We start from the raw sequence: 13,435 nt of genomic DNA on the forward strand, positions 1-13,435 counted from the left end.
TCACTTGTGCTTAATGTACTAATTAAATTAGGAGTAGTTGCATGAAAGCCAGCGTGATTCGTTCAGCCTTGGAAGGTCACGGATGGATAGGGCTATTTATTTCCATTCCTCTATTCATCGTTTTTTGGGCAGGCTCTCTTACTTTGTTTTACCCGGAAATCAAAGCATGGTCTGTTCTACCTCATACAGAATATCGTTCAGTCTCGGACCAGCTGCCACTTAACAACATATTGGACACAGTGTTTTCAGAATATGATGTGAATACGCAACAAAGAATGTTTGTAGTCCTTCCAACTGAAACAATGCCTCTATACGAGCTTCATCTTCCAGTAAATGAAACCCCGTCGGATAAAAATGCACTGACTTCAATTTATGTTGATCCGGTTAATGGAGAAACGGTAGCGTCTATAGACAGTTTTCACTTAGCTGATTTTCTCTATGGCCTCCATATTGACCTGAATTTGCCACTGGGTGACCACATTGTCGGTATTGTGACCCTGTTTTTTACCGTTGTCATTTTCACTGGGCTAGTCGTTCAGTTCAAAAAGCTGATCACGCACTTTTTCTACTATCGAGGTGGCAGCACTACTCTTCGATATCAACTTACAGACATGCATAACGTAGTAGGGGTCATGAGCTTACCCTATACATTCATGTACGCGCTTACCGGTCTAATGTTTAATTTTGGTTTGATTTCTCAGATTGTGACACTCTTGTTTATCTACGATGGAGACAGGACTGCGCTACTAAACGATACAGGGTTTCCAAGAGTAACCGAATCTTACACTGGTATTGAAAGAGAGATGCCAGATCTGAATACCCTTATAGCTTCGTGGGAAGAGAAAGAGAATGCAAAAGCTTCCTCGCTTAGGCTTACAAATTATGGTGATGAAAACGCGCTAATTCGTATTATTGGGCAACATAGATCGAACTTTTCACAACGTATAGATATGACTTACCGCGTGCGTGAAAATGAATTTTCAGCAGATTTAAATCCCGCTGAAAGAAATGCCTTCGCCGATGGGACACGTTTTCTGTACGCACTGCATTTTGGGCACTTCGCAGGCGTCGATATAAGAATTGTTTTTTTCATACTCGGGCTGGGTGTATGCGGTTTAATTGTTGTTGGCAATATGTTGTGGCTTACTAAGTTTCAAAATAATCGCAGTATTTCTAGTCGCTTTAAACACAGCATATTTGCACTTACATTAGGTGGATGTGCTGGTATCGTGCCGGCGACAGCGTTTGCATTTTTACTCGAGAGAGTGCTTGGTACAGATTTAAACAACAGGTCGTTTATTGTTGAAACTGCTTTCTTTGCGGTTTATGCCATATCGATCATAGGCGCTTTTTTCACTAAGCATGTACATTTAGCGATAAGCCGAACAGCACTGGCAAGCGGTCTCATTCTTGCACTTTTATCCCTTATCGAGGCACTTGGCCATAACCAAGCAATAATCCAATTTCTAAATAATGGCTACACCGGGCCTTTTTCAATTTCCTTCGTCTCTTTTGCTTTTGCCTGCCTGTTATTTTGGTTGGGTATAAAGTTGTCTGAGAAAGATGAAAAGAGCAAAGAATAGCAACATCAAACATTTAAAAGACAAAATAAAAACAAGTGAAAACTATGAAACTATTTTATGTACCTAGTCACTTTGGCACGCCAAGTATTAACAGGCAGAAAACTTTTGACGTAGCAAAAGGTGTTGCTGTTTTACTCATGGTTATGATCCATGTATTAGACTTTTATGGCTTACCTGAAGTGCGGTTTAGTGCATTTGGAGCCACGGTAAAATTCGCATTGGGTTGGCCAGCAGCATCAATGTTCGTCTTTATCATGGGGATTTTTGTTGGCCTATCTCCATCATCGACACTGAAAGCGGATATCAAACGAGCAATATCTCTGTTTGTGTTAGGTTACGCACTGAATTTTGTTCGCGGAACCATTCCCATGTGGCTTTCGATTAAAATTGGGCTCGTCACGTACCAAGATGTTGCTCCACACACTCCGCTGAGTGAATTTTTAATTGGTGATGTCTTTCAATTCGCAGGTATAGCGCTACTCCTTTGTACAGGATTGAAACATGCAACCAATAAAATCTCTATTTGGATCGGCACGGCTATTGCCATTGCGTTTTTATCACACAGCGTCTGGGATAAGTACACGTCATTACCTATACTCAATGAATTTTTGAAGCTTTTTGTAGGAAACGAAGAAGCGGGAGTTATGTTTCCTATTTTTCCTTGGGCGGCATACCCAATTGCTGGTATGGCATTTGGTCGTTTCTTAAAGCAACAAAATAAAGACACGTTAAACTTTGTTTGGTGCATTAAATTAGGCGTAGTTTGTGTAATCCTCGGTACAGGGCTCACGCTCACTAACCCTGAATATCACATTGTAACAAACCTAAGAAGCGGTCCTGGTATTGTTCTTTTAATGACAGGTATCGTGATGCTTTTTATTTACACCACTCACATACTCATTGAACGCTTTAAGCAAAACTATGTGGTTACGCTATTCGCTTTCTGGGGTAAAAACGTCACTGCACTATATGTTTTACAATGGATATTAATTGGATGGGGGTTAATGCTCGTTGGACTGCAACAGCTTACAATGACATATACTTTGGTAGCCATGATAGTTGTTTTAACGGCCTGTCACTATCTAGTATTACCTTGGCATGAATATAAGGCTAAGAGTAGTAAAGCGTCAAAGCCCCATGTTTCTGCCGTTCCTTTGAAGCCTTGAATATAACGTTTGTATAACGCTACCTTTTCGGTAGCGTTATATCAATTTGTAAACCTCCAACGCCTGCTGAGTCAGCTATCAAGTGGTTAAACGCTTTAATTTTTCCTCCAACAGCGGTTATTTGCCGCTGCGCTAGTGCCAGTCCTAAACCAAACCCGCCGCGTTTTTGCCCAACAACATGAAGGCCATGAGACTTATCTACTCTAAAAAAAAGGCTTAAAAATATCGCTAAGCATGCTTTCTGGAACACCATTTCCAAAGTCCAGGACGGAAAGCATATAGACATCTGCATTTTGCTTTAGCGTTACAACAACACCGCTATGCTCTGGCGTATATTTAAGCGCATTCCGGATAATGTTCTCTATCGCTTGGCCGAGGGCTTGTTGACTACTCTTATCAATTACCGCGTTGTTAGGTAATTCGACATTTAGTCTTGTTTCGGAATACTCAAAAGCTGCATCGTCGCAAATAACCTGAATCAATTCAGCAAGGTCAAAAGTCTCGGTGTTAAGTACAGGCGATTCATTGTTAAGCCAAGCAAGTGTCAACGTGTCTTCGACTAATGCCCGCATATTGTTGGATTCATAGCGAAGCCGAGTTAACGTATCACTGTCATTGATACCATTTTCAATAGTATCGATGGCCATATCCATACGCGTTAGCGGAGTTCTTAATTCATGAGACAGATCGGATAAAAGTTCTCTCTGGTTGTAAATTAATTTTCCAATTCGTGTGGCCATACCGTCAAATGTTACGGATAAGTTGAAGAGCTCATCGCTTCTATTGCTAAATGATTTACTAACGCGCACATCAAACTGCCCTTGACTGAAAGCTTTCGTGGCATGCTCTAACTTTCTTAATGGCACCATTACGTGCCTGTAAAGCACTAAACTCACTACACACAGAACGACAAAAGGCAGTGCGACCTTGAGCAAAATATCCACAAAGGTGAGATAAACACCCGGTCTCATTCGCTGGGGTAATTGGATTAATAGATGTGATTTCTCATCTAAGAAAGGAACCTCCATGATAGGGTTATATTCAAAGTAGAGGTGAATTTTCCATTCCACGCTGCGGCCTATTCTAAATTCATCAATGTACTTTTGAGGAATGACGCTTCCCGCAATAGGTTGAATGTTTGACTTTACTACTGCTGCCCATGTTTTTTCTTTATCTTGAAATTCATGAAGCCAGTTCGATAAACCCAATTCACCTTCTTTTCGGTAAATTAAATCAGCCTCTTTGCCATATTCAACGAGTTCACGCTGATGCTCTACTGATAGGTGACTCATTGTTGTTTCTGTATGTGCTGACAACCAATCAATAACCCAAATAAGAATAACCGTCCCTAAAGCTATAGTGACCAAAAGCTTTCTCAATAACACTTTTTTCATGAGAATAAGTAGCCTTTGCCGTGCTGGGTTGCTAGACGAGTAGGGGACATTCCAGCTTCGATAAGTTTCTTTCGCACTCGGGACATGTGCATATCTAAGCTTCGGTCGTACCGGCTGAAACTTCTTTCCAGAACAGTTTGATAAAGTAATGGTTTGCTTAAAACCTCATTCTGATTTTCAAGCAGAACCCACAGAAGCTTAAACTGAGTCGACGTTAAATCTAGTGCTTTGCCAGCAAAATTGGCCTTCAGGTTTCTTCGGTCAAGTGTTATTTCGTCAACGACGATCGAGTTTCTCGTTACTTCATTTGATTTTACGTTTAGAGAGCGACGCAATAATGCTTCAATACGAAGCATCATTTCCACAAAACTAAACGGCTTTGGCATGTAGTCATCTGCACCGTTACTATAGCCTTTTATACGCTCTTGTTCGGCACCACATGCAGTAACCATGATGACAGGAGTTTGTTTCCGTTTGCGAAGTTGGCTTAACAGCGAGAAACCATTTAGGTTAGGAAGCAATACATCTAAAAGAATAAGGTCGAACCTTTCACGAAGTGCAGTCACCAGACCTTGATTGCCGTCGTGGCATTGATGTACGTCGAAGCCTCGGTCTTTTAGCAAGGCAGCGATTTGTTTATTAAGAGTAATATCATCTTCAATGATAAGAATTTTTGTAGCGTCCATATTGATAACCTTAAAACTGTTTTAACCAATTTTAATGATATTGATTATCATTATCAATGAGGTTTTATGCTAAGGCGGATCCGGCTAATTGAGTTGGGACAAATCAGAAAACACCTAACTGCCGTATTAAGTGAAATAAAGTTAATAAAAAGAGAAGAATGTGGAAGCACCGATTACCGTAGATAGACTGCGTTTCCTTTTATACAGTGTAAAAGAAAAGCTTTGGGTAAAACCTCTTGGCTTTTGTTTGCTCTCAATCTTTGCTGTATTCGTCGCTAAAGTAGCAGACGGGACTTCATTGGCTGAGCATATTCCTGAAATAAAACCCGAATCAGTTGAAACACTGCTTTCAATTATGGCATCTAGCATGATGGTGATCGCCACGTTTTCTGCAGGTACCATGGTTAATGCTTATGCTTCGGCCAGTCAGTCGTCAACGCCGCGTTCTCTAAGCCTTATAATATCCGATGATGTATCACAAAATGCTCTGTCAGTTTTCATAGGCGCTTTTATTTATAGTGCTGTAGCGCTTACTGCAATGACTCAAGCTTTTTTCGATGAAGCCGGGCTTTTCATTTTATTTTGTCTAACCTGTCTGGCTTTTTCGATAGTTATTTTAACTTTTATCCGGTGGGTAGACAGCGTTGCACGATTAGGGCGCGTGGGGTCAACGTTATTAAAAGTGGAGCACGCCACGACACGCGCAATTAAAAATAGAATAGATATGCCGTGCTTAGGCGCAGTACCGCAAGAGCAAATAAAAGAGCAGGGGACGCATGCCATTTATACTAAACAAGTGGGCTATATTCAGCTTATAGACATTGCCAAGCTGCAACACTGGGCTGATAAAAACGACGGTTTTATCAATGTTGCCATGTTACCCGGTGAGTTTGTTTCACCAGAGCGTGCCATAGCATATTCAAATAAAAAGGTAGTATCAGATGAAATTGTTGACGCATTTACTATAGGTGAAGCCAGGTCCTTTGAGGCTGATCCTCGCTTTGGCTTTATCGTACTAGCCGAAATTGCATCTCGTGCATTATCGCCATCGGTTAATGACCATGGTACTGCAATAAATACCATTAGCAGCATTACACGCCTTATGTTGTTGTGGCACAAGCCCAAATCCGAAACTGAAACCGAAAACTCACAAAACGATAGCGCTCAGCATGAGGAGTTTAAATATGACCGCATTTCATTGCCTGCGTTAAATGTGAATGATCTATTTGACGATGCTTACACCAGCATTGCCCGTGATGGTGCTGCTAACATTGAAGTTGCTATCCGAATACAAAAGTCACTAAAAACAATTAAAGCGTGCTTTAAAGATGGAGGTACAAGCATAGAAAGAGATTTTGTTGAGGCGGCGTCTAAGTTAGCGAAGCAAAGTTACGAACGTGCAAAGTTGGCATTGGATTACGAAGACGATATTAAGCGAATTGAGCGCGTTTATAATGATAACTAAACGTATAAGTTATTACTGCCAAAATCACTGCTAAGAATGCTGCTAAAAATGCTTAAAGTAAACAGCTAGCCAGTCTATATAATCTCTGCATACCACAAACCATGTAATCTACGTAAATGATCGATCGAGTGTCTTTTTGTAGTTAATCAGATTAAATCTGATTAACTACAACTCAGATAAACACAGCAACATTTTAAATAGCTAAAAATCCACATTTAATAAATTAAAGCCTAGTATAAAAATACAAAGACTGCGTCTTTCTGTTTGTTAGTTATACCCACAATTAATCAAAAAACTAACGTGACGCTACGTGAATAAAAATACATTTTGCGAGGAGTAGTGCTACAGATTTCACGTAGCGCACGATTTATAAATTCCATGTCTAAATCCAAAGTTCATAGCAACTTTCAATAGAAACTACTGACACAATTGAAGCAAGTGCGGTAACGCCGAGGCACAAAAATAGCTGCCACGCATAAAAGTCTGTAAGTAATCACAGCCAACAAAACATCCGAATAGAGTTACATCTTCGCCCTAATCGTCCATACACTTGATTACGCATAATGTATATTATGTTAAATAGAACATCAAAGTTGATGGTGAATGAGCCAGATGGAGCTTTGCAAGGTGCTTTACGCTATCCTTCTCGTAATATTTAGGTATTCGTAAGGTTTAATGACAACTAGCACAGATAAATAATAGACTTAATCATGTTCCTAAAAACATTTATCAGGCTTTAGTCTTCTTTACTTTAAATAATGAATGCACAGCTTGTGATATTAATTACTAGCTCAAATAACCAAAGGCTTAACGCTGATGTATTAAATAAAGGATCCTAATTATTTCTAAGATAAGACGACTAGCTGTAAGGTTAAGGTTTTTCTAACATTTAGCGTTACATGTAATAATTACGGCCCGTAAAACTCATTTATTGATTGCTCTTTATTTTAAATACCATCAATTATCTATACTTCTTATTAAATTAAACATCGTGCATGGAGACCGTTCGTTGTTTTAAAGTTGGGTGGCGTGGATAGCACGTAGAATTAATAATTATCGACGCGATGTTTATTGAATTCATATCTGCGTAGACGTCGTTTATTCGGCTACGTACCGTATCCACGTCTTATTATCGTCGTACTGTAGTCGAATTAGATAGGCGCTCTATGAAAAGCGTATAAAAAGCAAAGGTAATAACTTCTAGGTTATCGCCTATTCCGCTTTTGTAACGTTTATTTTTATCTCGTTTGGTTTTGAAAAATGTGCGATTAGCCAGCAAACATGTTGGAAGTAAATCATGTGAAGTACTTCTTTAATAAATAAGCTCTTAGGGTGTTTTTCCATCACTTTTAAGCTTATTTTTTAGGCGTCGCTACGTGAAATCTGAGCGCGCATTCGGGGTGTTACCTTGCAGATTTCACGTAGCGCACGATTTGAATTGCACAAAAAGAGCACTATATTAGCAGGCCACAAGCCTTATGCAGGCCACAAGCCTTATCTAGCGATATGGTTTGGAATAATTACGAGATAGGCCAACAATTGACGGCATTGAAACACCCAAACTGTTTATATATACAGTAATGTGATAGAGTAGCACTGTACTTGAGCTTATAATAGTAAAGCGGTTTGTGGAGTGATGAATGGATTAGTGCGTAACTTCACGCATGATAATTACAGTTATCATGCGTGAATATTGTTATATATCAATAGCTTATCAAGTTCTGTTAAATCTAGCATAATAGTTACAATAATGTCTTCACCAGGTTGCTCAATGCCCTCAAAAACTAATAGCTCATACTTGCTCACAACTCAATTAGTTAACAGCAACAGTAATAGCAGCTCACAGCCACAAGACTCAAGTAGCGCGACGGTTCCAGCTTTTGGTATCGAGTACTCTCGTGGTAAGCAGCACACGTCAGGTTCTGACGACCTAACAACAAGTCAATGTTCATCTTCTGATAAAAACGTTGAAAGCTATTATCAAGATATTTTTACTAAGCTTCCATACAATACACAACGGGCATACATTAGTGACTACAATGAGTTCGCAATTTTTTGTAAGCAAGCTGGATTAAGTGGCTTTAAGAACAACTTCGAACACAATGAGATCTGCATTAAACAATATGTTGAAGCGTTGTGTCGTTCTCCCCTAGCCTATAGAACCATTAAGCGTCGGTTATCTGCCCTTAGTAAATTTTTGGGCGTGGCTAAATTGCCAAACCCCATTATTAGATCTGCGTATCTAAGAGACTTTATCCGTTTATCGCTTATAGAGAATAGAAAGTTTCGCTTGTCTCACAAACAAGCGGTTCCGCTTACCATAGATATGCTTGAACAAATAAACAATGCAATTATTCCTGATTCTTTATTAGAACTCCGCGACCTTGCAATCATTAACCTGATGTTTGATGCATTGCTTCGCGCTGATGAATTAGTTCGAGTTTGCATCGAGGATATATCTGCGCGTAATAACACCCTGTTGGTTGTTTCTTCGAAAAGCGACCAGTCTGGTCAGGGTCAATATCGCTATGTTTCTTCCAGCACTATATCTATGGTTCAAGAGTATATTAACGAAGCTAATCTTGACCCAAAAACTAAAGCAATCCGCCTTTCTTCAGATTTACGCGGCCTGCACAAAGGCGTTTTGTTTAGACGACTAACAAACCATAAAACAGCACTTTTGCCATTTGATGAGAACATTCCCAGCCATAAGGCAAATGTACTTAACTATTCGAGTGTCTACAGGATTTGGCAACGTATTGCTCAACGCGCAGGTATTAGCGAAAACATTACCCCTCATAGTGGTCGTGTTGGTGGTGCAGTTTCTCTAGCCGAAGATGGCGCATCTTTACCCGAGCTTCAACTGGCTGGAGGTTGGCAATCACCAGAAATGCCTGGGCATTATACAAAACAGGCTAACGTAAAGCGTGGTGGAATGGCAAAATTGTCGGCAAAACGGAAAAGATAAAGCTCCTTAAATACAGTAACTTAATTAATGCAGGGTTACGCATAACCACCGACATCAGTAACAATGTCTAACTCACCTACTCTCTTCATTCTTTTACCAATCTGAAACTGTATTACTCGCGTATCAAAAGGTAAATTTGCCCTAAACCTATATTAATGAATAGTTTTTCTAAGTTGGCAAACATTCAAATAAAAGGAGTGATATATGAGTAGCGGTATTGATACAAAGCATGGAAAATTACTCGCGGAAATGGTGGTTCCCTCGTCGTCATGGAATGTCCAACCCGAGAAGCAAGACCCTTTCAAGTCACAAGAAGCAGCACTAGATTATTTAAACTCAAACAATGAGCCGTTATATCTCCACGTGCCATTAGCTCAATCTGATGATTACGTGAGAATTTGCGTAACTTCACGAGGCGATGATGTTGTTTTTACGATAAAAGATATCAATAACGGTGGTGAAACTTCATTGCATTATTCGCACATTAAAAACTTAGATAGCACAATTAGAACCTTAGTTTCAGAATGTTGTGACCAGAAAATCAAAGCCCTATAAGTTAGGGCTTTCTTTCCGCCTATAAATCGCAAATTGCACTACCAAAGAATGCTAATCCACGTAAAGCCGGCCATCATTAGGCTAATGAACACTGCTGCCGAGCCGATATCTTTAGCACGCCCTATTAATAAATGGATGTCTGTACTGACATGATCACAGAGTTTCTCAATAGCGGTGTTGAGTAGCTCAGTGATAAGCACTATCAGTAAAGATATCACCAGCAATATACGTTCTACATGCGTAACGTCGATGAAAAACGCTACAGGTGTCATTATCAATATTGCGAAAATTTCTTGTCTGACCGCAGCTTCACTTAAAAAGGCTGCTCGAAGCCCCTTAAGTGAATAGTAAGTGGCATAGAGTACACGTAAAATACCTTTCCGTTTCGTTATCATGATAAGTAATTTTAAGATTAGTTACAGCCTTACAAAACGTAACTGACCTTCGTTACATCTGCATGACGGCGAAGGTATTTATCATGAATATTTAAGGCATTTTCGACGCTAATCGCCGCATTAATTTATACTTTCACAGCTAGCACGTCTGTTTTAACACCATGTAGTACTGCATTGGCCGTTGACCCAAGTAGCAAACGAAGTCCGCTCTGGCCATGGGTGCCGACAACAATGAGATCTGCATTAATCTTTTCGGCCATATGGTGAATCTCATCAGCAGGAGAACCTATCTCTACATTGATGTGGCTGTAAGGTATATCATGTTTTGCGGCAACGTCTTTTAATTGCCTTAATGCCTGCTCTCTTACTTCCTCTGAAAAATCCCGTTCTAAAAATAGTCCGTAAGGCTCTACATTGGTTTGTGGATAAGCAACATACAGGAGGTGAATTTTGTGACTATTGCCCGCTATTGCAATGGCTTTCTCCACCACTAATTCGTAGTCAGAATAAATATCTATAGGTACTAAAATTGTCTCGTAACCTTGCATTGTGGCTGTCCTCAATTTTTGTTAGGTAGCAGTGCTTTTCTACCATACCGTTAACTAATTCCATTAAATAGTAGTGCTATACAAATAATTATTCTTTGAGCTAGGTCAATGATTAGTCTGCAGCCTCATTCATAATCAGTGTATACACATTAGTTCTAGCGAACGTTACGCATCTTTACCGTAAAAGAAAGAGGGAAATGAGTATGAAAACGGCAATAGTTGTTATAGCAACGCTTCTCCTTTTCGCCTGTGACCAGGGCGCGCAGTCACCTCGCGGTTTTAGCTTGCCCGAAGGCAATATGGAAAAAGGCTATTTGGTATTTAAAAAGTATCAGTGCCAAGACTGTCACAGAATTGCAGGAGAAAAAGAGTCCGACAATGCGCAATACCTAGTCGCGAAGCCTATTCCGTTGGGAGGCAGCAGTGGAAGAATTAAAACTTATGCAGAGTTGGTGACAAGTATTATTAACCCATCACACAAACTTACTCCTCGACAGCCTGCCAGTTTCACCAGCGAAGACGGTGTGTCATTAATGCGAGTTGTAAACGACGAGCTAACCGTTTCCGAACTAATAGATTTAGTGGCGTATCTTCAGCCTAAATATAAAGTAACACCCTACAGGACTAGTGATTACCGCCTCTATCAACTGCGTATTCCAAGCGAGCAATCTAAAGATTAACTCGCAGTTTTAGGCATTAAAAATCGTTAAGCGTGACTCCACAATCGGTATTTGATTAGGAGTCATGGCTTAGTTTTTTAAGATACCGCTTTTGTTTCTTTCTCTATTTCTGCCAATAAACTACAAGGCATAAAGCTTTCAGAATTTGCTTCTTTTAAGTGTAATTTAAATCTATCGGGAACGTCGTCGGTTAAGAAACTTCCTGTTTTAACTAACGGGAAAATTTCGTCGTAACGCGCAATATGACACTGATCTACTCGCCTAAATATATGGGTACGATTTAGTTCGCTAGTTCTCACATGTCCTGTAGAAGACAAGATATCCATCAGTGCATGAATAGTTTTTTTGTGAAAGCGGTACACGCGCTCGTACTTGTCTTCAACGTTTAAGCCCTTGGCAAGCTTGGGGTCTTGCGTTGCTACACCGGTCGGACATTTATTCGTATTGCATGACAGCGACTGAACACATCCAAGTGCCAACATCATTCCTCTGGCACAGTTACATAAATCGGCGCCTAAACTTAGATTTTTCGCTAACTGAAAAGCGGTAATGATTTTTCCAGAAGCAATGATTTTAATTTTGTCGCGAATACCAAAACCAGTGAGACAATCGTCAACAAACGCCAACGCTTCACGCAGAGGAAATCCTATAGAGTTTGTGTACTCAAGCGGTGCGGCGCCGGTACCTCCTTCGCCCCCGTCTACCGTTATAAAATCTGGCGTTACGTCCTTCTCTACCATGGCTTTGCACATGGCAATGAACTCACTTTTTCTACCCAGCGCCAGCTTAATACCCACTGGTTTATAGCCACTTAACTTGCGTAACTGACTAATAAAATCAACCATTTCTAAAGGCGTTGCAAACGCTTTATGTCTAGGGGGAGAATCAACTTGAGTTCCAGGCTCAACACCTCTTATTTTAGCTATTTCAGGGGTATTTTTATACGCAGGTAGAATACCACCATGTCCAGGCTTAGCGCCCTGGCTTAGCTTTATTTCTATCATTTTCACATTGTCGAGTTTGGCTTTTTCTTCAAAAAGAACAGGATCGAAACCGCCATCTTTACTTCTACAACCAAAGTATCCCGTACCAATTTGCCAAACGATATCGCCACCGTTTTCGAGGTGATATGGGGTTAAACCACCCTCACCTGTATTATGGTAAAACCCGCCTTTTGCAGCACCTTTATTTAGCGCCAAAATGGCATTTTTTGACAAGCTTCCAAAGCTCATTGCGCTTATGTTAAGTATGCTTGCACGATACGGCTTTTTGCAATGAGGACCACCTACCGTCACTCGGGGATCTTCATCCATGTCTTCCACTTCGCGAGCAGATAAAGAATGGCCAATCCACTCATAGCCATCTTTATACGTATCTAGCTGAGTACCGAAGGGAACAGTTTCTCTACTGTTTTTCGCACGTTGATAAACAATCGAACGAAACATGCGGGAAATAGGTGCTCCGCCAGTATCGGTTTCTATGATGTATTGCTGGATGTAGGGCCTTAGTCCCTCGACAGTCCATCGTACCCTGCCAATTAATGGAAAATTCTTTAAAATGGCATGTTTTGTTTGGAAGGCATCATATAGACCAAAAATGAGTAGCGTGACTGATAAAAGTAAAAACCACCACACGGGCGCCCACAATACGCCAATCACCACATTGAAAGCGACCAGCAGGGTTAGCACAGTTAGAATTGTTAAACGCATTCAAAGTCCTTCTTTATTTTTGGTCATATCAAAACAAAATAATATGCCTACAACCCTGTTCAATACACCTGAAATCGGGAACTAGATTTACTTTAGCGGTAAATGACTGATTTAGGAGTTAAATATACTGAGCCGGCTTTTAGCTCAATTGGGTTACGCGTTACCAAAATATGCAATTACAATGCTTTTTTAGCTGCGAAAACAAGCCATTGCATGCTAGTCTAAAACCTTTCAATTAGCGAGTTGAGAGAGCGATTTGTAGCTATCACTGGTTAATAGATGATGT

General features: G+C 40.3%; 10 protein-coding genes and 1 pseudogene. 6 read left to right on the top strand and 5 right to left on the bottom strand.

Annotated features, from left to right (window positions below; genetic code table 11):
* Nucleotides 1-41: 41 nt before the first annotated feature.
* Together MASE_RS09745 and MASE_RS09750 are read left to right on the top strand one after the other, a co-directional pair.
* Complete coding sequence (locus tag MASE_RS09745; RefSeq protein WP_014949574.1) at nt 42-1,583, top strand: PepSY-associated TM helix domain-containing protein; 1,542 nt, start codon at nt 42-44, stop codon at nt 1,581-1,583.
* A gap of 44 nt (nt 1,584-1,627) precedes the next feature.
* Nucleotides 1,628-2,749, top strand: coding sequence for a heparan-alpha-glucosaminide N-acetyltransferase domain-containing protein (locus MASE_RS09750; protein ID WP_014949575.1), 1,122 nt, complete (start codon nt 1,628-1,630; stop codon nt 2,747-2,749).
* Nucleotides 2,750-2,768: 19 nt separating this feature from the next.
* Here the strand turns inward: MASE_RS09750 and MASE_RS09755 are convergent.
* Together MASE_RS09755 and MASE_RS09760 are read right to left on the bottom strand one after the other, a co-directional pair.
* Nucleotides 2,769-4,143 (bottom strand): annotated as a pseudogene (locus tag MASE_RS09755) (histidine kinase sensor domain-containing protein).
* On the bottom strand, nt 4,140-4,829 hold the full coding sequence (locus MASE_RS09760) for a response regulator transcription factor (RefSeq protein ID WP_014949577.1): 690 nt from the start codon (nt 4,827-4,829) through the stop codon (nt 4,140-4,142). Before MASE_RS09760 ends, MASE_RS09755 begins: the two are co-directional and overlap by 4 nt.
* Nucleotides 4,830-4,989: 160 nt before the next feature.
* Here MASE_RS09760 and MASE_RS09765 point away from each other — a divergent pair, with 160 nt between their 5' ends.
* From MASE_RS09765 to MASE_RS09775, 3 genes are all read left to right on the top strand, one after another.
* Nucleotides 4,990-6,294: a DUF2254 domain-containing protein gene (locus MASE_RS09765; protein WP_014949578.1), complete on the top strand. Its 1,305-nt coding sequence runs from the start codon at nt 4,990-4,992 to the stop codon at nt 6,292-6,294.
* Between the two features lie 1,771 nt (nt 6,295-8,065).
* Complete coding sequence (locus MASE_RS09770; RefSeq protein WP_014949579.1) at nt 8,066-9,262, top strand: tyrosine-type recombinase/integrase; 1,197 nt, start codon at nt 8,066-8,068, stop codon at nt 9,260-9,262.
* Between the two features lie 204 nt (nt 9,263-9,466).
* Nucleotides 9,467-9,817, top strand: coding sequence for a hypothetical protein (locus MASE_RS09775; RefSeq protein WP_014949580.1), 351 nt, complete (start codon nt 9,467-9,469; stop codon nt 9,815-9,817).
* Between the two features lie 38 nt (nt 9,818-9,855).
* Here MASE_RS09775 and MASE_RS09780 read toward each other — a convergent pair whose 3' ends face one another.
* Together MASE_RS09780 and MASE_RS09785 are read right to left on the bottom strand one after the other, a co-directional pair.
* A complete protein-coding gene (locus MASE_RS09780; protein WP_014949581.1) occupies nt 9,856-10,212 on the bottom strand; it encodes a diacylglycerol kinase in 357 nt (118 codons plus the stop codon).
* Between the two features lie 125 nt (nt 10,213-10,337).
* Nucleotides 10,338-10,760 carry a universal stress protein gene (locus tag MASE_RS09785; protein WP_014949582.1) on the bottom strand — a complete coding sequence of 141 codons (423 nt, stop codon included), beginning with the start codon at nt 10,758-10,760 and terminating at the stop codon, nt 10,338-10,340.
* A gap of 203 nt (nt 10,761-10,963) precedes the next feature.
* On the opposite strand from MASE_RS09785, the gene MASE_RS09790 reads away from it, so the two are divergent.
* On the top strand, nt 10,964-11,440 hold the full coding sequence (locus tag MASE_RS09790; RefSeq protein WP_014949583.1) for a c-type cytochrome: 477 nt from the start codon (nt 10,964-10,966) through the stop codon (nt 11,438-11,440).
* Between the two features lie 77 nt (nt 11,441-11,517).
* On the opposite strand, the gene MASE_RS09795 is transcribed toward MASE_RS09790, so the two are convergent.
* A complete protein-coding gene (locus MASE_RS09795) occupies nt 11,518-13,149 on the bottom strand; it encodes an FMN-binding glutamate synthase family protein (protein ID WP_014949584.1) in 1,632 nt (543 codons plus the stop codon).
* Nucleotides 13,150-13,435: the final 286 nt, after the last annotated feature.

The sequence above is a fragment of the Alteromonas macleodii ATCC 27126 genome (assembly GCF_000172635.2).
Taxonomy (GTDB): Bacteria; Pseudomonadota; Gammaproteobacteria; order Enterobacterales; family Alteromonadaceae; genus Alteromonas; species Alteromonas macleodii.